This is a genomic window from Luteitalea sp. (genome assembly GCF_022842525.1).
Lineage (GTDB): Bacteria > Acidobacteriota > Vicinamibacteria > Vicinamibacterales > Vicinamibacteraceae > Luteitalea.
In genome coordinates this window covers 43050-64552 of sequence record NZ_JALHPM010000007.1, presented here as the reverse complement: position 1 = coordinate 64552, position 21503 = coordinate 43050, and the positions used below count along the sequence as shown (strand labels likewise).

Annotated in this window: 18 protein-coding genes and 1 tRNA gene; 5 read left to right on the top strand and 14 right to left on the bottom strand. The window is 68.1% G+C overall.

Annotated features, from left to right (window positions below):
- The first annotated feature begins 6 nt into the window (after nucleotides 1–6).
- Complete coding sequence (locus Q0C41_RS02945) at nucleotides 7–1371, top strand: ribonuclease H-like domain-containing protein (RefSeq protein WP_291980955.1); 1365 nt, start codon at nucleotides 7–9, stop codon at nucleotides 1369–1371.
- A 66-nt stretch (nucleotides 1372–1437) separates the two neighbouring features.
- Here the strand turns inward: Q0C41_RS02945 and rpmE are convergent, their stop codons facing one another.
- Nucleotides 1438–1692 (bottom strand): 50S ribosomal protein L31, encoded by a 255-nt coding sequence (rpmE, locus tag Q0C41_RS02940; RefSeq protein ID WP_291980954.1) that lies wholly within the window; start codon nucleotides 1690–1692, stop codon nucleotides 1438–1440.
- A 259-nt stretch (nucleotides 1693–1951) separates the two neighbouring features.
- On the opposite strand from rpmE, the gene Q0C41_RS02935 reads away from it, so the two are divergent.
- A complete protein-coding gene (locus Q0C41_RS02935; RefSeq protein WP_291980953.1) occupies nucleotides 1952–2413 on the top strand; it encodes a PEP-CTERM sorting domain-containing protein in 462 nt (153 codons plus the stop codon).
- 126 nt (nucleotides 2414–2539) lie between these two features.
- Here Q0C41_RS02935 and Q0C41_RS02930 read toward each other — a convergent pair whose 3' ends face one another.
- The 11 genes from Q0C41_RS02930 to Q0C41_RS02880 form a co-directional block, all read right to left on the bottom strand.
- Complete coding sequence (locus Q0C41_RS02930) at nucleotides 2540–3505, bottom strand: aldo/keto reductase (protein WP_291980952.1); 966 nt, start codon at nucleotides 3503–3505, stop codon at nucleotides 2540–2542.
- 123 nt (nucleotides 3506–3628) lie between these two features.
- The gene (locus Q0C41_RS02925; protein WP_291980951.1) at nucleotides 3629–4168 is read right to left on the bottom strand and encodes a response regulator; all 540 of its coding nucleotides are present in this window, start codon (nucleotides 4166–4168) and stop codon (nucleotides 3629–3631) included.
- A 1-nt stretch (nucleotide 4169) separates the two neighbouring features.
- Nucleotides 4170–5444, bottom strand: coding sequence for an ATP-binding protein (locus tag Q0C41_RS02920; RefSeq protein ID WP_291980950.1), 1275 nt, complete (start codon nucleotides 5442–5444; stop codon nucleotides 4170–4172).
- Between the two features lie 86 nt (nucleotides 5445–5530).
- Nucleotides 5531–5980: a cytochrome c-type biogenesis protein CcmH gene (locus Q0C41_RS02915; protein WP_291980949.1), complete on the bottom strand. Its 450-nt coding sequence runs from the start codon at nucleotides 5978–5980 to the stop codon at nucleotides 5531–5533.
- A gap of 64 nt (nucleotides 5981–6044) precedes the next feature.
- Complete coding sequence (gene rho / locus Q0C41_RS02910; protein ID WP_291980967.1) at nucleotides 6045–7298, bottom strand: transcription termination factor Rho; 1254 nt, start codon at nucleotides 7296–7298, stop codon at nucleotides 6045–6047.
- Nucleotides 7299–7606: 308 nt separating this feature from the next.
- Complete coding sequence (locus Q0C41_RS02905; protein WP_291980948.1) at nucleotides 7607–8236, bottom strand: GTPase; 630 nt, start codon at nucleotides 8234–8236, stop codon at nucleotides 7607–7609.
- Between the two features lie 112 nt (nucleotides 8237–8348).
- On the bottom strand, nucleotides 8349–10736 hold the full coding sequence (lon, locus tag Q0C41_RS02900; protein WP_291980947.1) for an endopeptidase La: 2388 nt from the start codon (nucleotides 10734–10736) through the stop codon (nucleotides 8349–8351).
- A gap of 168 nt (nucleotides 10737–10904) precedes the next feature.
- Nucleotides 10905–12152, bottom strand: coding sequence for an ATP-dependent Clp protease ATP-binding subunit ClpX (gene clpX, locus Q0C41_RS02895; protein ID WP_367079099.1), 1248 nt, complete (start codon nucleotides 12150–12152; stop codon nucleotides 10905–10907).
- 63 nt (nucleotides 12153–12215) lie between these two features.
- Nucleotides 12216–12806, bottom strand: a complete 591-nt coding sequence (clpP, locus tag Q0C41_RS02890; RefSeq protein ID WP_367079098.1) for an ATP-dependent Clp endopeptidase proteolytic subunit ClpP — start codon at nucleotides 12804–12806, stop codon at nucleotides 12216–12218.
- Nucleotides 12807–12944: 138 nt separating this feature from the next.
- On the bottom strand, nucleotides 12945–14246 hold the full coding sequence (tig, locus tag Q0C41_RS02885; protein ID WP_291980944.1) for a trigger factor: 1302 nt from the start codon (nucleotides 14244–14246) through the stop codon (nucleotides 12945–12947).
- 125 nt (nucleotides 14247–14371) lie between these two features.
- Nucleotides 14372–14455: transfer RNA gene (locus tag Q0C41_RS02880), tRNA-Leu, on the bottom strand.
- 214 nt (nucleotides 14456–14669) lie between these two features.
- On the opposite strand from Q0C41_RS02880, the gene Q0C41_RS02875 reads away from it, so the two are divergent.
- Together Q0C41_RS02875 and Q0C41_RS02870 are read left to right on the top strand one after the other, a co-directional pair.
- The gene (locus tag Q0C41_RS02875; RefSeq protein WP_291980943.1) at nucleotides 14670–15170 is read left to right on the top strand and encodes a hypothetical protein; all 501 of its coding nucleotides are present in this window, start codon (nucleotides 14670–14672) and stop codon (nucleotides 15168–15170) included.
- 156 nt (nucleotides 15171–15326) lie between these two features.
- Nucleotides 15327–16976, top strand: coding sequence for a diguanylate cyclase (locus Q0C41_RS02870; RefSeq protein WP_291980942.1), 1650 nt, complete (start codon nucleotides 15327–15329; stop codon nucleotides 16974–16976).
- 124 nt (nucleotides 16977–17100) lie between these two features.
- Here Q0C41_RS02870 and Q0C41_RS02865 read toward each other — a convergent pair whose 3' ends face one another.
- On the bottom strand, nucleotides 17101–18021 hold the full coding sequence (locus Q0C41_RS02865; protein WP_367079096.1) for a stomatin-like protein: 921 nt from the start codon (nucleotides 18019–18021) through the stop codon (nucleotides 17101–17103).
- Entirely contained in the window at nucleotides 18018–18461 is a 444-nt protein-coding gene (locus Q0C41_RS02860) for an NfeD family protein (protein WP_291980940.1), read from the bottom strand. Before Q0C41_RS02860 ends, Q0C41_RS02865 begins: the two co-directional genes overlap by 4 nt.
- A 312-nt stretch (nucleotides 18462–18773) precedes the next feature.
- Here Q0C41_RS02860 and Q0C41_RS02855 point away from each other — a divergent pair, with 312 nt between their 5' ends.
- Complete coding sequence (locus Q0C41_RS02855; protein WP_367079095.1) at nucleotides 18774–21194, top strand: sodium-translocating pyrophosphatase; 2421 nt, start codon at nucleotides 18774–18776, stop codon at nucleotides 21192–21194.
- Nucleotides 21195–21503 lie beyond the last annotated feature (309 nt).

Here is a 21503-nt window from a genome sequence, read left to right as displayed (position 1 = left end):
CGCCTGATGGCTTCCTCCTCCCTGTCGCGGCTGCGCGACATCGCTCGTGGCACCGGTGCCAGTCCGTCGCCGACCGACGCTCGTGTCGAGACGCCGGCGCCCGGAGGTGTGCGTGAACTCACGTATGCCCCGGTCGACGAGGAGGGCCTGCCGCTCGATCCCCGGCTGGCACGCCCCGACGGGGGCATCGGCGATCTGCCCGGGGCACGTCTCGACACCACCGCCCACGGTCCCTGCGTGGTCGTCGAGCACCTGTACGAACCTGACCACCATCACGGGCGCCTGCGCGTCGAGGCGTGCGGCACCGTCTGCCTGGACGACACCCTGGATCTGCTCGCCGGCCGTGAACTGCGGCCCCGACAGCCTCGCCTGGGAGCCGCGCCGACGCGACTGGTCTACTTCGACCTCGAGACGACGGGCCTCAGTGGCGGCGCCGGGATGCTGGCCTTCCTGGCCGGGGTGGGGGAGTGGACCCCGGCAGGCTTTCGCACGACGCAGTTCCTCCTGCCGTCGTTCGCCGCCGAGCGCGCCCTGCTGCACGCCCTCAATGCCTACCTCGGCGACGATGCCGTGCTGGTGACGTACAACGGCCGCACCTTCGACGTCCCGGTGATGGAACTGCGCGGCGAGATGCAGCGCGTGCCGCAGGTCGTGTGCGACGTGCCGCACCTCGACATGCTGCACGCTGCGCGTCGCCTGTGGCGCATGTCCGAGGAGGGCGACCGGTCGTGCAAGCTCACGCACCTCGAGGAGTCCGTGCTCGGTGTGGGGCGTGTCGGGGATGTGGGCGGCTTCGAGATCCCGGCGCGATTCTTCCAGTTCGTCCGCGGCGGGTCCGCCGCGGTGCTCGAGCCCGTGCTGATGCACAACCGCCTCGACCTGCTGTCGCTGGCCGCACTCACGGCCCATGCGCAGCAACTGGTCCGGGACGGGCGCGACACCCCGCCGAGCGGAGCGACGGCGTTCGGGCTCGGGGCCCTGTATGAGCGGGGCGGCTGGATCGACCCGGCCATTGCCTGCTTCAGGGCCGCGGCCGCCGATCACTGGCAGACGCGCGACCTGCGACGCGCGGCGGCGCGATCACTGGCGCGGTTGCTGAGGCGGCAGCGCCGCTTCGCCGAGGCCGCCGAGGCCTGGCAGCAGGTGCTGCAGCTGGGGGGACGTCCACAGGTGCTGCGCGAAGCACGCGAAGCGCTCGCGATCCACCACGAACATCGGGGCGGTCAGCTGGAGGAAGCGCGACGGCATGCCGAAGCCGGAGCCGCGCAGGCGATTGGGCGGGGAGAGCGGGAGGACTTCACCCGGCGACTGACCCGGCTCGAACGCAAACTCGCGCGAGCCACGCCGGTGGCGCCGTTGTGGAACGATTGAAGGAGCTGCCCCGCCTTCGCGGCAGTGCGGTACGCGGACCGCGATGCGGACAGCATGGACGCCTGCTTACGCGGGCGTGCCCTTCTTGGCCTTCTCCGCGGCGGCCTTGCGCGCGGCAACCGTCGTCGCGCCGAACTTGCGGGTGAAACGCTCCACGCGCCCCTCGGTGTCCACCAGCTTCTGACGACCCGTGAAGAACGGGTGGCAGTTGCTGCAGATTTCGAGGTGCAGTTCCTTCTTCGTGGAGTGCGCCTTCCACGTGGCGCCGCAGGCGCACCGGGCCTCGACCTCGTGGTACTCAGGGTGAATCGCTGGCTTCATTGCATGACTCCTTCCACTACGGACAAACCCAAAGCGTAGCACACCCGCCCGAGCCGCCGCCGGAGTCCCGCCCCGACCGTCAGGCCCCCGTGCCGGCGTGACGGTCGGGACTGAAACTTGCTTAGCGATCAGGCAGGACGCGTCCGACACCGACTCGCTGCCCCGTATTTCCGGGCAGATCGTCGGAAGAAGCCTCGTTCGACGATCACGGTTCTGTGCGTCGAATGACGGTTCTGTCAGGGACCCGTCCGGGGTACTCATGCTTCGATACGCGTTTCTCGCCGCTTTCCTCACGCTGGCCACCGGCGCCACCGCCATGGCTGACACGATTGGCTTCGGCACCGGACAGGCGCCCAGAGGCTTCGCCTACTCGCCCTCGTCCTCGCCGTTCGAGGCGTTCGACTGGACTCCGCTGGACTTCGCGGCTTTTTCCGCCTACGGAGGTGACTTTGCCAACGTGCGTCGGCCAGTCACCCCGATCCGCTTCTTCGAAGATCCGATCCGGCCGGCCGGTCCCCAGGGGCCAGACGACGAGCAACTGACGACGCGCCTGCTGAGCATCCCGGTCTTCGAGAAACTGCCCGCAGAGCCACAGGTGGCCTACGAGGCCCTGCCGGTCGCCGGTACGTCGTCCATTCCCGAACCCGGTATCGCGATCATGATTGGCGTGGGCTTGCTCGGACTGTCGGCGCGACTGCGCCGATCGATGCGCGCGCGCTGAGATCCATCTCGACGTGGACGTGCGCGTCCCCTCGCGGGCATCCACGGGCGGCCAGCATGTTGTTCCTCCCGGACAACATCCTGGCCGCTTTTGTCGTTTCTTCGGCCGCGGGCGCGCTCGGCCGCGTCACGGAATGACGTGCGTCCGTTCCCAGCGATGCTGCCGCAGGGCCGCCATCAGCCCCTCTCCGAGACGGCGGCCGTCGGACACCGCGGTGTTCTCGGCCACGTGCGTGGCCTTGCGCATGCCGGGGATGGTGGTGGACACCGCCGGATGCTCGAGGATGAAGCGGAGGGCGAGTTCGGCCAGCGACATCCCGGCCGGCACCTCCTGCTGCAGGGCGTCGACGCGATCCAGGGTCTCGTCGAGGTTCTCGGGCGTGAAGTACAGACTGCGCCAGTCGTGCTTCGGGAACGTCATGTCGCGCGTCATCCGGCCCGTCAGGCTGCCTTCGTCGAAGGGCACCCGGGCGATGATGGCGACGTCGAGACGTTGCGCGGCGGGGAAGAGATCGTCCTCCGGGTTCTGGTCGAAGACGTTGTACACGACCTGCACCGCGTCGACCTTGCCAGTCTCGAGCGCCTGCAGCACGTTGGCCGGCTGCCAGCGATTGACGCTGATGCCGAAGCCCTCGATCTTGCCCTGCGCCTTCAGGTCCTCGGCCGCCCGCTGCCAGCCCTCATCGCTCGTCCAGGCATCGTCCCAGACGTGCAGCTGCTGCAGGTCGAGCCGTTCGACCCCGAGGTTCTGCAGGCTCTTCTCGGTCATCTCGACGATGTACTCGTACGGGAAGACCTCCGAGACCGGCGTGGCCGCCGTGCCCGGCCACTGGCGGTTCTTCGGCGGCACCTTCGTCGCCACGTAGAGCCGGCGGCCTGCATGGGCCCGCAGCGTCTGGGCCAGCAGCTGCTCGCTGTGGCCGTCGCCGTAGGCATACGCCGTGTCGAAGACGTTGACGCCAGCCGCGATCGACTGATCGAGCGAGGCGAGCGACTGCGCGTCGTCGCTGCCCGTCCAGCCGCCCATGCCCCACATCCCGTAGCCGACTTCCGAGACCTGCCATCCGAGTCGTCCGAACCGTCGCGTCTGCATGTCGCGATGGTAGACCAGCGCCGGGAATCGGGCGTCGGGAATCGAGTGGGTAGGGCCTCTTCGGAGAACCGGCCGTCACCGCACTGGACGCCGTCACCTTGTCGGGCCGCACCGTGGCACTGCTCAGCTGTTCGAGGGGCGCTTGGCCAGCTTGCGCTGCAGTGACCGTCGGTGCATCCCCAGCACACGTGCGGCCTCGGACACGTTGCCGTCGCAGTCCACCAGCACGCGCTGCATGTGCTCCCACTCGACCCGCGCCAGCGAGGGCGTCTCGATCGCCAGCTCGCGCGGGCGCGCGAGCAGCCCGCGTTCGAACGCGGCCAGGATCCGATCCGCGTCGGTGGGCTTGGTCAGGTAGTGTGTCGCGCCGAGTCGTACCGCTTCGAGCGCCGTTGCGATACTGCCGTACCCGGTCAGCACGACGATGGCGGTGGCCGGATCGATGCGCTTGAGCTCGCGGACGACATCGAGGCCAGAGGCGTCAGGCAGCCGCAGATCGACCACCGCCATCTCCGGACTGTCGTCGGTGGCGCGAGCGATGGCTGTCGCGGCGTCGGCGGCGCCTTCCACGTCATAGCCGCGCGCCGTCAGGGCCCGGACCAGGACGCCCCGGAACACGTCGTCGTCCTCGACGACGAGGATGGTGGGAAAGGTGCGGGCCACGTCAGCAGGATGGCAGGTCGAGCGTGACCGTGGTACCGGCGCCCGGCCGCGACTGCAGCGCCAGCGCACCACCGGCCTGATCGGCAAACGTCCGGGCCAGGAACAGCCCGAGGCCCAGGTTGCCGCCGCCCGGCTTGGTCGTGAAGAACGGATCCCCGGCACGCGCCACCACGTCGTCGCGCATGCCACTGCCGGTGTCGGCGACCGTGAACCGCAGGCCACCGGGTTCCCGGGTCACCGCCAGGGAGACGTGCTGCGACGGCGACGACGCATCGAACGCGTTGCGCACCAGGGACAGCAGCACCTGCCGGAGCGCTTCGGCCGGCAGCGTCAGGGGGACGGGTTCGATCGGTGTCGTCAGGTCGAGGCGGGCGGCCTGGTTCGGCTCGAGTCGCTGCCGCAGATCGTCGAGCAGATCGGACAGGGTCGCCGTCGCCGTGTCGGCGTCGAGCGCCTGGGCCCGACCCGTCATCTGGTCCAGCACGTGCGTGCAGCGGGCCACCTCGGCGCGCACGAGCGCGGCGTGTTCGGCCACCTCGCGCAGGGCGTCGGCGGGTGTGGCGCGGTCGTCGGCGACGACCCGCTCGATCTCGCCCGCGACGATGCTGATCGTGTTCAGGGGCGTCGCCAGTTCGTGGGCTGCGCCGGCACCGAGCGCCAGCAGGGCGGCCATCCGATCACTGCGCGCCGCGGCTCCACGGGCCTCCGTCAGTGCCCGCTCCCGTTCCTCCACGGCCTCCGACATCCGACTCACGAAGTACGCGATCAGCGCCGCCGCTGCGGCCAGCGCCACCCACATGCCGAAGAGATGCAGGCTCAGCACGCGGCCGGCCAGCAGGGGATCGGCGAAGTCGAGGGGCCGGTGCCGCGCGAACGTCAGGCCGTAGCCCAGCGTCGAGGCCAGCGCGATGCCGGAGGCCCAGCGCAGACCGAGGGTGGAGGCGGCGATCGTGATGCCGACGAGATAGACGATGCCGAACGGATTGATGGGGCCGCCGGCCAGCGCCAGCCACCCCGTGAGCGCGGCCACGTCCAGCACGAGCACGCTGCCGAGCAGCCCCCGGCGCAGGGACGTGGCGCGCAGTTGCGAGGTCAGGGCGACGTTGGTCGTCGCCATCGTCGCCAGCAGGGCCAGCAGCGGTGACCAGGGCAGGCGCACCGTCCACCAGCGGCTGGCCGCGATCGCGCCCACCAGCATCACGGCGAGCGAGACCCAGCGCAGGCGCACCAGCCACGGCAGGACGACGGACGAGGAGAGCGCGGACGTGCCGGGCATGCAGGACGATCAGTCGAGGAGTTCGCGACCGCGTACATCATGGTCGAACGGACGCCGACGTGCCCAGCGGGCGCCGCCGCTTCCGCTCACAGCGTGTCGAGTTCGTCGTTCAGGCGCGCCAGCAAGGCCGGGTCGAGGGGCGGTTCGGTCGCCGGGGCGGCCGCCACCGCTCGAGACCCGGCCGCGCTGCGCAGGGCCGCGAGCAGTGCCAGGCCCAGCGCCCCCGGCCCGAGCCAGGCCACCCATCCGGTGCCGCGCGCGCGCGGCGAACCGTCGAGGACGTCGCCGAAGCGCGCCTCGAGGTCGGCGATGATGCTGGCGCTCGGTTCACCGCGATGCAGGCGGTCGGAGATCTCGGCACGCACGGTGGCGGCATCCGGGGACGGGCAGGTGGACAACGTCATGCCCGGGCAGAACGGGCTCATCAGGCTGGCACTCAGGCGTGCGGCCTCGCGGGCCGGGGCGTCTGCCGTGTCGGCCCCGGCGTGTGCTCCAGGGAGCAGCAGGAGGAGGGCGACGAGCAGGGTGGGTCGCATCGGATCCAGTGTCGACCCGACGCGAGCGCCGGGCCCGCGACATGTTGTCGCAGGCCCGGCGGGGCTACTTCCCGCCGGACATGGCGCCGAGGAATTCGCTGTTGGACTTGGTCTTGCCCATCTTGCCGAGCAGCAATTCCATGGCCTCGGTGGCCGACAGCGGATTGATCACCTTGCGCAGCACCCAGATGCGGTTGAGGTCGTCCTTCGGGATGAGGAGTTCCTCCTTGCGCGTGCCGCTCTTGGTGATGTCGATGGCCGGGAAGACCCGACGATCGGCGAGCTTGCGATCGAGGTGGATCTCCATGTTGCCGGTGCCCTTGAACTCCTCGAAGATCACTTCGTCCATGCGCGAGCCGGTGTCGATGAGCGCGGTCGCGATGATCGTCAGCGAGCCACCCTCCTCGATGTTGCGGGCCGCGCCGAAGAAGCGCTTCGGGCGCTGCAGGGCGTTGGAGTCGACGCCGCCCGTGAGCACCTTGCCCGACGGCGGCACCACGGTGTTGTAGGCGCGGGCGAGGCGCGTGATCGAGTCGAGCAGGATGACCACGTCCTTCTTGTGCTCGACGAGGCGCTTGGCCTTCTCGATCACCATCTCGGCGACCTGCACGTGGCGCTGGGCCGGCTCGTCGAACGTCGACGAGATGACCTCGCCGCGGACGGAGCGCTGCATGTCGGTGACTTCCTCGGGCCGCTCGTCGATGAGCAGCACGATCAGGTACACCTCGGGGTGGTTGGCCGTGATGCTGTTGGCGATGTTCTGCAGCAGCATCGTCTTGCCCGTGCGTGGCGGCGCGACGATCAGACCGCGCTGCCCCTTGCCGATCGGCGTCATCAGGTCGAGGACGCGGGCCGACAGGTTGTCGCCGTTGGTCTCGAGCGTGATGCGCTCCTGCGGATAGAGCGGCGTCAGGTTCTCGAAGAAGATCTTCTCGCGGGTCCGCTCGGGCGGCTCGAAGTTGACCGCCTCGACCTTGATCAGCGCGAAGTACCGCTCGCCTTCCTTCGGCGGCCGGATCTGACCGCTGACGGTGTCGCCCGTGTGCAGATCGAACTTGCGGATCTGCGACGGCGAGACGTACACGTCGTCGGGGCCGGCGAGGTAGTTGTAGTCGGGCGCGCGCAGGAAGCCGAAGCCGTCCGGCAGCACCTCGAGGACGCCCTCCGAGAAGAGCATGCCGCTCTTCTCGGCCCGGCCGCGCAGGATCTCGAAGATCAGATCCTGCTTGCGCAGCCCGGTGGCGCCGGGGATGTCGAGGTCCTTGGCCACCTGGGTGAGCTGCTGCACGCTCATCTCCTTGAGCGTGGACAGGTTCACGACCTCGGCGTCCGACTTGCCCATCCGGGCCTCGATCGCCTCGATGTCCTCCTCGGGGGCCGGCCGATGCCCGGGCGGGTGCGGCTGCGAGTGCCGTCCTTCGCCGCGCCGGCCTTCACGGCCTTCGCGACCGCCACCACGACCTTCTCCGCCACCCTGTCGCCCGTGCTGTTGGCGACCCTCCTGCTGGCGACCCTGCGACTGGCGGTGCTGCTGCTGGGGCCGGGGTGCGGCGGGAGCGGGCGGGGCAGGCTGCGAGGCCTGAGGCGGGGGGGCCTGGGTGGGGGCGTCCGTAGACGGCGAAGCCGCTACGGGTGCGTCAGCAGGCGGACGATTCTGGTCCACAGATTTTCCAGTCCTTCGCCGGTGAGCGCCGACACTGGCGTTACCGGGGCGTTCAGCGATGTTTCCCATGCGCGTACGTTACGCACCCGTTCGGTGCGCGACAGCTTGTCGATCTTGGCGATCACGACGGCGGTCGCCAGGTCCTTCGTGGAGAGCCAGGCCCAGGCGTTGAGGTCCTGGGCCAGCCCGGGATGGCGCGCGTCAACGATGAGCAGCGCGCCCGTCGGGCCATACCCTGCGACGTCGCCGGTCGATCCGGCGCCCGGCGCAGGCCGGCCGAAGTACATCGTGGTGAGCCCGGCGAACTCGGTCGCCGAGGCATCCCCACCCCTCGCATACCCGTAACCTGGCAAGTCGACCAGGAACAGGCGCTTCAGGTCGCGGTGACCATACTCCACCGCATACACGTTCAACTCCCGTGTCTTGCCGGCCGCCGCGCTCGTCCGGGCCACGCGGGACCCGGTGATCGCGTTGATCAGCGTCGACTTGCCGACATTGGACCGACCCACGAGGGCCAGCTGCGGCACGGGTTCCCGCGGCAGGTCGTCGGCGCTGACGGCGCTCCGGACGAACTGGACGGGCAGAGTTTTCACGGTGAGACGACCAGACGCATGACTGAGGTGGGGGCAACCGGCCTGGGATCCGCGGGGGGCGGACGCCGGCGACGTGACGCGGTCTCTGGGGACCGCGTCACGCATCCACCGGTCAGTGCGTGATGGCCTCGTCCTTTGCCGCCGGGTCCACGGCTGCCTCGGTGGTGGCCGGAATTGCCGGCGGCAGTGGTCCCTCGAGGGCGATCTTCAGCACCTCGTCCATCGCCTCGACCAGGTAGACATCGAGCGTGTCGAGCACGTTCTTGGGGATGTCGGCCAGGTCCTTCTCGTTGTCCTTCGGCAGGATGATCGTCTTGACGCCCGCCCGATGGGCGCCCAGCACCTTCTCCTTCACGCCCCCGATGGGCAGCACCTTGCCGCGCAGGGTGATCTCGCCGGTCATGGCCACGTCCTTGCGGGCGGGCACACGGGACAGCGCCGAGATCATCGCCGTGGCCATCGTGATGCCGGCCGACGGGCCGTCCTTGGGAATCGCCCCCTCCGGCACGTGCACGTGCACGTCCATGTTCTTGTAGAAGTCGGGGGGCAGCCCGTACTCGTTGACCCGCGAGCGGACGAAGCTCATCGCCGCCTGCGCCGACTCCTGCATCACGTCGCCCAGCTTGCCGGTGAGCGTCAGCTTGCCCTTGCCGGGCATGAGCGTCGCCTCGGTGACCAGAATCTCGCCGCCGACCTCGGTCCAGGCGAGGCCCGTCGCGATGCCGATCTCGTTGACCTCTTCGGCCATCGTGGCGCGGAAGCGGGGCACGCCGAGGTGCGCCGTCACCCGCTCGGGCGTGATCTCCTCGAAGTACTGCGCCCCATCCACCACCACCCGGCGGGCGACCTTGCGGCAGACCGACGAGATCTCGCGCTCGAGGCTGCGAACGCCGGCCTCGCGCGTGTAGCGCTGGATGATCGCGCGCAGGGCGTCTTCGTCGAAGGTGATGTTCTTGTCGCTCAGGCCGGCGTTCTCGACCGCCTTGGGCGCCAGGAAGCGTCGCGCGATCTCGACCTTCTCCTGCTCGGTGTAGCCGGCCAGCTGCAGCACTTCCATGCGGTCCCGCAGCGCCTGCGGAATCGTGTGGAGGACGTTGGCCGTGCAGATGAACATGACGTTGGACAGGTCGTACTCGACGTCGAGGTAGTGGTCGAGGAACGCGTTGTTCTGTTCCGGATCGAGCACCTCGAGGAGCGCCGCGGACGGGTCGCCGCGGAAGTCCATCGACATCTTGTCCACTTCGTCGAGCAGGAAGACCGGGTTCATCGTGCCGGCCTTCTTCATCATCTGGATGACCTGGCCCGGGAACGCGCCGATGTAGGTGCGGCGGTGCCCGCGGATCTCGGCCTCGTCCCGCACGCCGCCGAGCGACAGCCGGACGAACTTGCGGTTGGTCGCCTTGGCGATCGACTTGGCCAGCGAGGTCTTGCCGACCCCCGGAGGTCCGGCGAACGTCAGGATGGTGCTCTTGGGCTTCTTGACCAGGGTGCGCACCGCGAGGAACTCGAGGATGCGGTCCTTGATCTTCTCGAGGCCGTGGTGGTCCTGGTTGAGGATCTCCTCGGCGCGGGTCAGGTCACGGCTCTCCTTGGACTTCTTGGTCCACGGCACCGCGATCAGCCAGTCGAGGTAGTTGCGCGAGACGGTGGCCTCGGCCGACATCGGCGGCATGGCCTCGAGGCGGCGAAGTTCCTGCATCGCCTTCTCCTCGACGTCCTTGGGCATCCGGGCGTCCTCAATCTTCTTCTTGAGGTCCTCGATCTCGTTGCCCTTGTCTTCCTTGCGACCCAGTTCCTTCTGGATCGCCTTCATCTTCTCGTTGAGGTAGTACTCCTTCTGGGCCTTCTCCATCTGCTTCTTCACGCGAGACTGGATCCGGCGGTCCACCTGGAGCTTGTCCACCTCGACTTCGAGCACCGACGCAATGCGGTTCAGGCGCTCGAGCGGCGAGACGATCTCGAGGAGGTTCTGCTTCTCCTCGATGCCCACCAGCATGTGGGCGGCAATCGTGTCGGCCAGCCGCGCCGGGTCGTCGACCCGCACGGCGGCGATCATGGCGTCGTAGTGCAGGTTGTTCGACAGCTTGACGTACTGCTCGAACAGCGACACGACGCGCGTCATCGTCGCTTCGACCTCGCCGGCCGTCTCGCGCTGCCGCGCGATGACCTTGACGACGACGCGGAAGAAGCCCTTGTCTTCCTTCCACTCGACCGCACGACCGCGATCGACGCCCTCGACCAGCACCTTGATGTTGCCGTCGGGCAGCTTCAGGCTCTGGACGATGTTGGCCACGCAGCCCATCGTGTAGATGTCGGCCGGCTGGGGATCGTCGGTGGCGGCATCGTGCTGGGCGGCCAGGAAGATGCGCTTGTCCTTGCCGAGCGCATGCTCCAGCGCCCGGATGGACGAGGGACGCCCGATCACGAACGGCATCATCATGTGCGGGAACACGACGACATCGCGCAGCGGGACGATCGGGAGTGTTTCGAAGACTTCCATGAATCAGTTGTCGGGAATGAGGCGGTGGCTTGTCAAGGCGGAGCCAGCGTGGCCTCCGCCGTTCGGGGAGGTCCTTCGCCGGAAGTTCGTGCCTCCCGCCGACAGCCGGCAGGGGCGGTCCTGCCGGCGCCTCTTCTCTTGAGACGCCGTCAGGGCGGGGACGGACGCCTAGCCCGCCTTTTCCATCACCGTAATCGGCTTTTCCTTCGACTCGACCACTTCCCGCGTGATGACGCACTCGCGGATCTTCTTCTGGCCCGGCACCGTGTACATCACGTCGAGCATCAGCTCCTCGATGATCATGCGGAGGCCACGGGCGCCAATCTTGCGGGTCAGCGCCAGCTCGGCGATCGCCTCGAGGGCATCGTCGGTGAAGCGCAGCTTGACGTTCTCGTACTCGAGCAGCTTGATGTACTGCTTGGTGATCGCGTTGCGCGGCGTGGTCAGGATCTGCACCAGCGCCGGCCGATCGAGTTCGTGCAGCGTCGCCACGACGGGCAGGCGGCCGACGAACTCCGGAATCAGCCCGTACCGGATCAGGTCCTGCGGCTCGATCTTCTCGAGCGTCGTGCCGACGTCCTTGCTCGTGAAGTGGGTGACCTCGGCCCGGAAGCCGAGCGTCTTCTGGCCGACGCGGCGCTCGATGACCTTCTCGAGCCCGACGAACGCCCCACCGCAGATGAACAGGATGTTGGTCGTGTCGACCTGGAAGAACTCCTGGTGCGGGTGCTTCCGGCCGCCCTGGGGCGGCACGTTGGCGACCGTGCCCTCGAGAATCTTCAGCAGCGCCTGCTGGACGCCCTCGCCGCTCACGTCCCGCGTGATCGACGGGTTCTCGTCCTTGCGGCAGATCTTGTCGACTTCGTCGATGTAGATGATCCCCTGCTGGGCCTTCTCGATGTCGCCACCGGCGGCCTGGAGCAGCTTGAGGATGATGTTCTCGACGTCCTCGCCGACGTACCCCGCCTCGGTCAGCGTGGTGGCGTCGACGATGGTGAAGGGGACCGAGAGCAGGCGGGCGAGCGTCTGCGCGAGCAGCGTCTTGCCGGTGCCGGTCGGGCCGATCAGCAGGATGTTGGACTTCTGCAGTTCGACTTCGTTGCGGCCCTTGGACTGCTTGCTGATCTCGATGCGCTTGTAGTGGTTGTAGACCGCCACCGCCAGGCGCTTCTTGGTCTGCTCCTGGCCGATGACGTACTCGTCCAGGAACTTCTTGATTTCCTGCGGCGTGGGCAGCGACGACCGCGTGCCCTTGGCCTCGAACCGGTTGTCGTCCGCGATGATGTCGTTGCAGACCTCGACGCACTCGTCGCAGATGAAGACGGTGGGGCCGGCAATCAGCTTCCGGACGTCGTTCTGGTCCTTGTTGCAGAACGAGCACCGCAGCACTTCGTTCTCGCCGTTCTTCTTCACCATGGGTTCGGACCCGTCTGCGTCACCGACACCCGAGGGGCCATCGTTGCGGCCGTCGGGCATGGGTCAGCTGCGCTTGCGGAGGACTTCATCGATGATACCGTACTCGCGCGCCTGCTCGGCCGACATGATGTAGTCGCGCTCGGTATCGGCCTGGAGCCGCTCGAGAGGCTGGCCGGAATGTTCCGCGAGGATCTCGTTCAGCCGGTGGCGCATCCGCAGGATTTCCTTGGCGTGGATGTCGATGTCGGTGGCCTGCCCGCCGACCCCGCCCTGGACCCACGGCTGGTGAATCAGGATGCGCGAGTTGGGCAGCGAGTACCGCTTGCCCTTGGTGCCCCCGGCCAGCAGCACGGCCCCGAACGACGCACACTGCCCGAGGCAGTACGTCGACACGTCGGGCCGGATGTACTGCATCGTGTCGTAAATCGCCATCCCGGCCGTGATCGAGCCGCCCGGGCTGTTGATGTAGAGCAGGATGTCCCGCTCCGGGTCCTCGGCCTCGAGGAACAGCATCTGGGCAATCACCAGGCTCGCGACGGTGTCGTCGATCGGCGTGCCGATGAAGATGATGCTGTCCTTGAGCAGGCGCGAGAAAATGTCGTACGCGCGCTCCCCCCGGTTGGTCTGCTCGACCACCATCGGGACCAGCTGCATGCGCGGATCAATCATGGGTGAATTCGGCCTCGTGGCCGGCGTCCCGGAGGCCGCCGGCAGGTTGCCCGCACCCGGCATGGCCGGGCAGTCGAGTCGTCATCGTCCAGGGAAGAGGGGTGGTCCAGGTAGGCGCGTGACTCACGCACCCACGATCGTAGCACGCGCCATGGCGTGCGAGACCGCCTTCTCCCGCAGCAGACCCGTCCGGATGCTGTCCAGCTGGTCCTGCTGCGCCAGTTGCGCCTTCACTTCGGCGAGCGTGCGTCCCGCCCGCGTCGCATACCCGGAGATATCGGCATCCAGCTCCTCTGCCGATACCTCGAGCGATTCCCGGGCCGCGATCGCGTCCAGCACCAGCACGCTCTGCACCGTCGCCACCGCCGGCGCCTGCTGCTGCGTACGGAATTCGTCCCAGTTGATCGCCGCCTGCCGCGGATCGACGCCCTGATCCATCAGCCGGCGGGCGAACTCCTCGACCCGGCGGTCCACTTCCCGCGCCACCATGCCCTCGGGCACCTCGCCTGTCATCCGGGCCGCCAGCTGCTCGAGCAGGGCCTGGCGCATGCGACGCGTCCGCTCCCGTTCTGCATCCTGCTCCAGATCGGTGCGGATGCGCCCCCGCAGATCGGCCAGGGTGGCGAACTCGCCCAGGTCCTTGGCGAACTCGTCGTCCAGCGTCGGCAGCACCCGGCGGCGCACCGCGGTGACCTCCACGGAATACTCCACCCGGGCCCCCGCCATTTCCTCGACCTCGTAGTCGGCCGGGAACGTCACCTCGAAGGTCTTCTGCGTCCCCGCCGTCACCCCGAGCAGGCCCTCGTCGAACCCCGGCGGGTTGGCCGCCGCGCCGATCTCGGCCGACACGCCCTCGTGCTTCTCGGGAGCCTCGGGCTCGAGCTCGGCCCCGTGTGGTCCCGTCAGGCGCTGCCGCGACAGGTGCATCACGACGGTGTCGCCCTGCTCGGCGCCGCGATCCTCGACCGCTTCCATGCGGGCCAACCGGTCGCGCAACCGCGACAGCGCCTGGTCGACGTCGTCGTCGCTCACCGGCATCTCCGGGCGCGTCACCGACACGGTCGACAGGTCGCCCGGATCCACGTGCGGCGCCGTTTCGATGGCGGCCGTGAACGTCAGCGGCTTGCCCTCCTCGAGCTGCAGGTCCCGCACCTTCGGCGTGTCCACCGGCTGGACGTTCTTGTCGCGGAGGGCGTCGCCCACCACCCGCGGCACCAGGTCGTGCGCGACGTCGTGCAGGATCTGCTCGCGAAACCGCTTGCGCACCACGTGCACCGGCGCCTTGCCCGGGCGGAACCCCGGGATGCGCGCCTGCCGGGCATAGCCCTGCGTGACACGGGAGATCTCGATGTCGACCACCTCCGGCGGGACTTCCACCGTCAAGGTCTTCTTGGTTTCGCTGACGTCGGTGAGTTCGACCTTCATGTTTACTCGGGAGTCGGGAGTCGGGAGTCGGGAGTCGCCGACCGGTCGACGGCAACCGGGATGCGACGACGTTCGTGTGGGCAGGGCCTGCCAGATCAGGCCCGCAGCGCGGGCAACGCCTCGAGTGCGAAAGGGGGGACTCGAACCCCCACAGCCTTCCGGCCACCGGATCCTAAGTCCGGCGCGTCTGCCAGTTCCGCCACTTTCGCGTGGCGCCCGCCGAACACGCCACGCTACCACTGCCACAGGGATAGGTCAATCGAGGGGGCCTGTCGCGTTTGTTGTCATGTCTTGTGCCACGACACCCACGGGTAGCGTCGGGCTTGGTCGCCCTTCCTACGGGTAAGTGGCTGCAGCCTCACGAGATGCATTCCCACGACGGCCACCGGGCAGCCTGGCCCCGTTCCTGCTCAGGCTCGAGGCATGATCGCCACGACCACCCTCCTGCAGACCGTTGGCGCCTTGACGCTGGCCACGACGCTCGGCGTTCAGGCGCCGACCCCCTCGACCCAACCCGTCCGCCCACCCGACCGCCCACCGGCCGGTGAGCCGACCAACCCGCTGCCCGCGCCCGAACCCGACCTCGGCGGCGCGCGGCCGCGGGGCGACCGAGGCACACCCAGTCCGGACGGGGGAGACGTGGAGGCCGGGACGCTCGTCCTGACGGGCTGCCTTCAGCGTGTCTCCGCCCGGACCTACCAGTTGCGGCCGGTCGAGGGCGATGACACGACCATCACCGAGGAGGTCCAGCTGGGTGGCGGCGTCGAGCGCCTGCGCCAGCACGTTGGGCAGGTGGTCGAACTCCGAGGCACCTACGAACAGGCCACTCCCGCGTCGGCGCCGTCGACCTTCAGCGTCGATCGCATCCGCCCGCTCGGGCGAGTCTGCGCGGCATCGTCTCGCCGCCCTCCGGCGGCCCGCTAGTCGTTGCAGTCTTGTCCCAATGTGTGGCGATAGTGCGCGGCCTATGGCTACGGCCGGGAGCAGACTCGAGTCGTGCCCGCGGCATGGCTCGAAGCTCTTCCACATGAAGGGCGCGCCGCAGCCGAGGTGTTACGATGTCGCCGGTCTATCGCCGCGATGAGCACCTGGGACGAAGAGTTTCGCCAGCTTCAGGCTGAATTCCTGAGGGGCGGGCCGGAGAGGCTCGTCGATATCGACGAGACCCTGGACCGGCTCGATCGCGGCCTCGCGGCCACCCTGGCCGACCTGAAGCGGCATTTCCACAAGCTCGCGGGCGCCGGGGCCACCTACCAACGGCCCCTGATCAGTACGCTGGCGCGCGAGGGTGAGCAACGGTGTGACGAGCTGCTCAAGGGCAGCGGACGCCCGACCACCACGGATGTCGACCGCTGGCGGGAGATTCGAGGTCTGCTGGCCCAGGCGTTCGACGAGGGCATCGCCTCTGCCGCACCCTCGACCTCTGCGGTCGTCGCGCCAGTCGTCGACACCGGGGCGCCCGAAGCGGCCCGGAGCACCCTCGACGTGCTGCTCGTCGACGAGAACCAGGAAACCCGCCGATTGCTGGCCTCTGTGCTGATCCACGAGGGCATCCCGGTCCGAGAGGCCGGCACCTGCGCGGAGGCCCGCGCCCTCATCGAGCAACGGGTGCCCGACGGCTTGTTGGTCGACGTCCGCCTCCCGGATGGATCCGGCTACGCCGTCGTGGAGTTCACCCGCCAGATGCCCGATGGCGGCAATGCCGCCATCCTCATGCTCAGCGCGGCCGGCGACTTCCCCGACCTGGCCGAGGCCATTCACGCCGGTGCCGACGCCTGCTACACGAAGCCGGCGGAAATCGAGGCGGCGCATCGCAAGCTGCTCCAGATGCTCGAGCGATCGCAGGCCGAGGTCTCGCGCATCCTCGTGGTGGAAGACGACGAGTTCCACGCGGCCTTCGCGCGGACGGTGCTCGAATCGGCGGGGTACCTCGTCGACGTCTGCAGCGCGCCCCGCTACTTCAGCGAGCGCATGGCGACCTTCCAGCCCGAACTCCTGCTGATGGACGTCAACCTGCCGGAGGTCTCGGGCTACGACCTGGCCCGCCTCGTGCGTCAGCAGGAGCAGCACGCCGCCCTGCCCATCATCTTCCTGACGTCCGAGGCCGAGATGGAGTCGCGCATCCGCGCGGCCAAGGCCGGTGGCGACGAGCACCTCACCAAGCCGGTGCACCCGGCCCTGCTCGCGTCGGCGGTCGGCGCGCGCCTCGAACGGGCCCGGTTCCTCAAGAGCCTGCTGTATCGCGATGGCCTGACCCGGCTGCTGACGCACGCCTCGTTCATGGAGCAGGTGCAGCAAGCCGTCGATCGGCGCGCGCGCGCCGCCTCGGGCCCCGCCTCCCTCGTCCTGCTGGACGTGGACCACTTCAAGAAGGTCAACGACGCCCACGGCCACCAGGCCGGCGACCGCGTGCTCGCCACCCTGGCCGCCTCGCTGCGCCAGCACCTGCGCCGCACCGACGTCATCGGCCGGTATGGCGGCGAGGAGTTCGGCGTCCTCCTCGAGCAACTCGAGGTCGACGACGCCAAGCGGCTGATCACGCGGCTGCTGAACGAGTTCGCCGCCCTCGACCACGCGGCGGCCGACGGCCAGCACTTCCGCGTGACCTTCAGTGCCGGCATCGCCGCCTACACGCCGGGCATCGAGCGGCACGCCTGGATCGAGGCCGCCGACCAGGCCCTGTACGCGGCCAAGAAGAGCGGGCGCAACCGGGTCCTGGTCGCGCCGTAGTCAGGGCTCAGGTCTCAGGGCTCAGCGCTCAAGGCCCAGGGCCCAAGGCTCAAGGCCCGACAAGAAGGGGCGCCCCCGCTCCGGAGGCGCCCCTTCTGCGTTCGGCGTTCTGCGTGCGTCGTTCCTACGACGTCTTCTTCACCACCTGCATGGCCGTGGCGATCATGCCGCCGATGTCGCTGGTCGTCGCCGGGATGATCATCGTGTTACTCGACTTGGCGAGGTGGCCGAACTGGGTGATGTACTGCTCGGCGACGCGCAACTGGACGGCTTCGGTGCCGCCCGGCATCTGCATCGCGGCGGCGACCTCGCGAATGCCCTCGGCCGTGGCGCGGGCGACGGCCATGATGGCCGAGGCTTCGCCTTCCGCCTCGTTGATCTGCTGCTGACGCCGGGCCTCCGAGGCCTTGATCACTTCCTGCTTGGCGCCTTCCGCCGTGTTGACGGCGGCGTCGCGCTGCCCTTCGGAGGTCAGAATCACCGCGCGCTTCTCGCGCTCGGCGCGCATCTGCTTCTCCATCGCGGCGAGCACGTCGGAGGGCGGCGTGATGTTCTTGATCTCGTACCGCAGCACCTTCACGCCCCAGGGGTCGGTCGCCTTGTCCACCTCGCTCACGACCTGGGTGTTGATGTTGGTGCGCTCCTCGAACGTCTTGTCGAGGTCGATCTTGCCGACCTCGCTGCGCAGGGTGGTCTGCGCCAGCTGCGAGATGGCGAAGTGGTAGTCCTGGATGCCGTAGGACGCGCGCTCCGGGTTCATCACCTTGAGATACAGCACGCCATCGACGCCCACCTGGACGTTGTCGCGCGTGATGCACACCTGGGCCGGGATATCGAGCGCGTTCTCCTTGAGGGAGTGCTTGTAGCGGACGACGTCGATGAACGGGACCAGGATGTGGAAGCCGGCATCGAGCGTGCCGGCGTACCGCCCAAGGCGTTCGACGACGTAGGCGCTCTGCTGAGGGACGACGATCGCCGTCTTGGCCACGATGACCAGGACGAGAATCGCGAAGATGATCAGGACAATCAGGCCTTCCACGTTCAGAGCGCTCCTTCGCGGCGGATCGAGATGGTCAGGCCGTCCACCGACGTCACCAGGCAGCGCTCGCCGGGGGTGATCGGGTCCGTCCCGAGATTGCGGGCCGTCCAGACCGTGCCGCGCAGTTGCGCGCGGCCCAGTCCTCCCGCCGGGATGCCGTCCATGGCGACCGCGACCTCGCCGCGAAGGGAGTCGATGTCGCTCGAACGGGGTGTCCTTGCTTCCATCAAACGCAGGAGTGGGGTCCGGAAGAACACCAGGGCCGCGATCGACAGGACCGAGAACAGCAGCCACTGCACCCACGCCGGGCCACCCACCCCCATCGTCGTCAGGCCGCCGACCAGCAGCGCCCCGATGCCGAAGAAGAGAAGGAAGAACCCGCCAGGGGTCGCGAGCTCGAGCCCCGTGAGCAGCAGGCCGAGGACCACCCAGTACCACCAGATCATCCGGACGCTCCGTAGTGAAGGACCTCGGCATTATAGGTGCCATGCCAGTCTCGCCGTCGGCTATTCGACAGGCATCCACCAGATGACACGTGCGCATGCAGGGGATCTGGCGGGCGTGACAGGCTTATGACACAATCCCGCCCGGTTTATGGCGGACTCTTGCGCACGCTCGTTTCAAGCGCCGAGGGAAGGGGCGGACCCGCCCCGCGGGCATCACATTGCCCGGCACCCAGCCGCCAGCTCACGAGACTCAATCCAATGCCTGTTGTGCGTAGCCTGGTCACGAGTGCACTGACTCTCGCTGGCGGCCTGATGGTCGCCGCCCCGGCCCTGGCCCAGGAGCATCGCCCTGGTGGCGAGGCCAACCTGATTCTTCCCGACCTCAATTCGGTGCAGTTCCTCGGCATGGGTGGCCACACCCTGCTGCTGGCCGGACTCGTGGTCAGCGCGCTGGGCCTGCTGTTCGGCCTGTCGATCTACCGGCAGCTGAAGAACCTGCCCGTCCACTCGTCGATGCGCGAGATCTCCGAACTCATCTACGAGACCTGTCAGACGTACCTGCAGCAGCAGGGCAAGTTCCTGATGATCCTGTGGCTGTTCATCGGCGCCATCGTCCTGCTGTATTTCGGGCGGTTGGCCCACACCATCGACCCGGTCACCGGCGCCGACGTCTACGGCTTCCCGCCGATCAAGGTCGCGGTCATCCTGCTGTTCTCGCTCATCGGCATGGCCGGATCCTACGGCGTTGCGTGGTTCGGCATTCGCGTCAACACCTTTGCCAACTCCCGCACCGCGTTCGCCGCCCTCGAAGGCAAGCCGTATCCCTGCTACGCCATTCCGCTGAAGGCCGGGATGAGCATCGGCATGGCCCTGATCTCGGTCGAGCTGTTGTTGATGCTCATCATCCTGCTGTTCGTGCCGGCCGACTACGCCGGCCCCTGCTTCATCGGCTTCGCCATCGGTGAGTCGCTCGGGGCCGCCGTGCTGCGCATCGCCGGTGGCATCTTCACCAAGATTGCCGACATCGGCTCCGACCTGATGAAGATCGTCTTCAAGATCAAGGAAGACGATGCCCGCAACCCCGGCGTCATCGCCGACTGTGTCGGTGACAACGCGGGCGACTCGGTCGGCCCCAGCGCCGACGGCTTCGAGACCTACGGCGTCACCGGTGTGGCGCTCATCACCTTCATCATGCTGGCGGTCCGGGAGCCGGAGGTGCAGGTGCAGCTGCTGGTCTGGATCTTCATGATGCGCATCATCATGGTCATCGCCAGCGGGTTGTCGTACTTCCTCAATGAAGGCATGGCCAAGGCGCGCTACGCCGCGGCGGCCACGATGAACTTCGAGCACCCGCTGACCAGCCTGGTGATGTTGACGTCCGGCGTCTCGGTGGTGCTGACCTACATCACCTCCTACCTGCTGATTCCGGTCATCGGTGGCGACACGACGCTGTGGTGGAAGCTCGCCAGCATCATCACCTGCGGCACGCTGGCCGGCGCGATCATCCCCGAGTTCGTCAAGATCTTCACGTCGGTCAGCTCCGGCCACGTCCGCGAGGTGGTCAGCAGTTCGGAGGAGGGCGGCGCCAGCCTGAACATCCTCTCGGGCCTGGTCGCCGGCAACTTCTCGGCCTACTGGCTCGGCCTGATCATCGTGTTCCTGATGGGCGTCGGCTACTACGTCAGCCTGATGGGGCTGGACGGCCTGATGGTGGCCCCGGCCGTGTTCGCCTTCGGCCTGATTGCCTTCGGCTTCCTCGGCATGGGGCCGGTGACGATCGCCGTCGACTCGTACGGTCCGGTCACCGACAACGCCCAGTCGGTCTTCGAGCTCTCGACCATCGAGGCCGTGCCCGGCATCGAGCAGGCCATCAAGAAGGATTTCGGCTTCACCCCGAACTTCGAACTGGCCAAGCAGTTCCTCGAGGAGAACGACGGCGCCGGCAACACCTTCAAGGCGACGGCCAAGCCGGTGCTGATCGGCACGGCCGTGGTCGGCGCCACCACGATGATCTTCTCCATCGTCATGGTGCTCACCGAGGGGCTGCGTCCCGAGCTCGTGGCGCGGCTGTCGATTCTCCACCCGCCGTTCCTGCTCGGCCTGATCACCGGTGGCTCCATCATCTACTGGTTCACCGGCGCGTCGATGCAGGCGGTGACCACCGGCGCGTATCGCGCCGTGGAGTTCATCAAGGCCAACATCAAGCTCGATGACGGCGCCGAGAAGGCCTCGGTCGAGGACAGCCGGAAGGTCGTGGCCATCTGCACGCAGTACGCCCAGAAGGGGATGTTCAACATCTTCCTCGGGGTGTTCTTCGGGACGCTGGCCTTCGCCTTCTACGAGCCGTTCTTCTTCGTCGGCTACCTCGTCTCGATCGCGCTCTTCGGGCTCTACCAGGCCATCTTCATGGCCAACGCCGGCGGCGCCTGGGACAACGCCAAGAAGATCGTCGAGACCGAACTGAAGGCCAAGGGCACGCCGCTGCACGACGCCACCGTCGTCGGCGACACCGTCGGCGACCCGTTCAAGGACACGTCGTCGGTCGCGATGAACCCGGTGATCAAGTTCACCACGCTCTTCGGCCTCCTGGCCGTCGAACTCGCGGTGAGCATGAAGGGCGCCGACTATGCCCACACCGGCCTGACTATCGCCATGACCATCGGCTTCCTGCTGGTCTCGATGTTCTTCGTGCACCGCTCGTTCTACGGCATGCGGATCTCGAACAAGACGTAGACAGGGCTCAGGGCCCTAGGCTCAGGGCTCAGACGAGCAGGCTCTGGGCTCAGGGCTCACGGAGGGCTCGGGCAGGAGAGCGTGGAAGCACGGGAGGCCCGGGAGCTGACACGCGTCCGGGCCTTTCGCATGTCGCCTCTTCCGGCATCAGCGTGTGTCCACCCGTTGGTGCACCATGCGGGCGACCTGCGCGACGCGCGGATGCAGGCCGTCCACATGTCCATCGCGCCCCGGGCCTCGTCCGACCTGACCCGCGACACGCGCCCTACGGAGCCCCGAGCCCTGAGCCGTGAGCCCTCGGCCTGCCCT

What these genes read in the sequence shown, in the direction of transcription:
- Q0C41_RS02860 (WP_291980940.1), bottom strand. Translation starts at nt 18,461, where the DNA reads ATGATCTGGTGGTACTGGGTGGTCCTCGGCCTGCTGCTCACGGGGCTC.
- Q0C41_RS02875 (WP_291980943.1), top strand. Translation starts at nt 14,670, where the DNA reads ATGATCGCCACGACCACCCTCCTGCAGACCGTTGGCGCCTTGACGCTG.
- Q0C41_RS02930 (WP_291980952.1), bottom strand. Translation starts at nt 3,505, where the DNA reads ATGCAGACGCGACGGTTCGGACGACTCGGATGGCAGGTCTCGGAAGTC.
- Q0C41_RS02870 (WP_291980942.1), top strand. Translation starts at nt 15,327, where the DNA reads ATGAGCACCTGGGACGAAGAGTTTCGCCAGCTTCAGGCTGAATTCCTG.
- clpP (WP_367079098.1), bottom strand. Translation starts at nt 12,806, where the DNA reads ATGCAGCTGGTCCCGATGGTGGTCGAGCAGACCAACCGGGGGGAGCGC.
- lon (WP_291980947.1), bottom strand. Translation starts at nt 10,736, where the DNA reads ATGGAAGTCTTCGAAACACTCCCGATCGTCCCGCTGCGCGATGTCGTC.
- clpX (WP_367079099.1), bottom strand. Translation starts at nt 12,152, where the DNA reads ATGGTGAAGAAGAACGGCGAGAACGAAGTGCTGCGGTGCTCGTTCTGC.
- Q0C41_RS02915 (WP_291980949.1), bottom strand. Translation starts at nt 5,980, where the DNA reads ATGCGACCCACCCTGCTCGTCGCCCTCCTCCTGCTGCTCCCTGGAGCA.
- Q0C41_RS02920 (WP_291980950.1), bottom strand. Translation starts at nt 5,444, where the DNA reads ATGCCCGGCACGTCCGCGCTCTCCTCGTCCGTCGTCCTGCCGTGGCTG.
- Q0C41_RS02935 (WP_291980953.1), top strand. Translation starts at nt 1,952, where the DNA reads ATGCTTCGATACGCGTTTCTCGCCGCTTTCCTCACGCTGGCCACCGGC.
- Q0C41_RS02855 (WP_367079095.1), top strand. Translation starts at nt 18,774, where the DNA reads ATGGTCGCCGCCCCGGCCCTGGCCCAGGAGCATCGCCCTGGTGGCGAG.
- tig (WP_291980944.1), bottom strand. Translation starts at nt 14,246, where the DNA reads ATGAAGGTCGAACTCACCGACGTCAGCGAAACCAAGAAGACCTTGACG.
- rpmE (WP_291980954.1), bottom strand. Translation starts at nt 1,692, where the DNA reads ATGAAGCCAGCGATTCACCCTGAGTACCACGAGGTCGAGGCCCGGTGC.
- Q0C41_RS02945 (WP_291980955.1), top strand. Translation starts at nt 7, where the DNA reads ATGGCTTCCTCCTCCCTGTCGCGGCTGCGCGACATCGCTCGTGGCACC.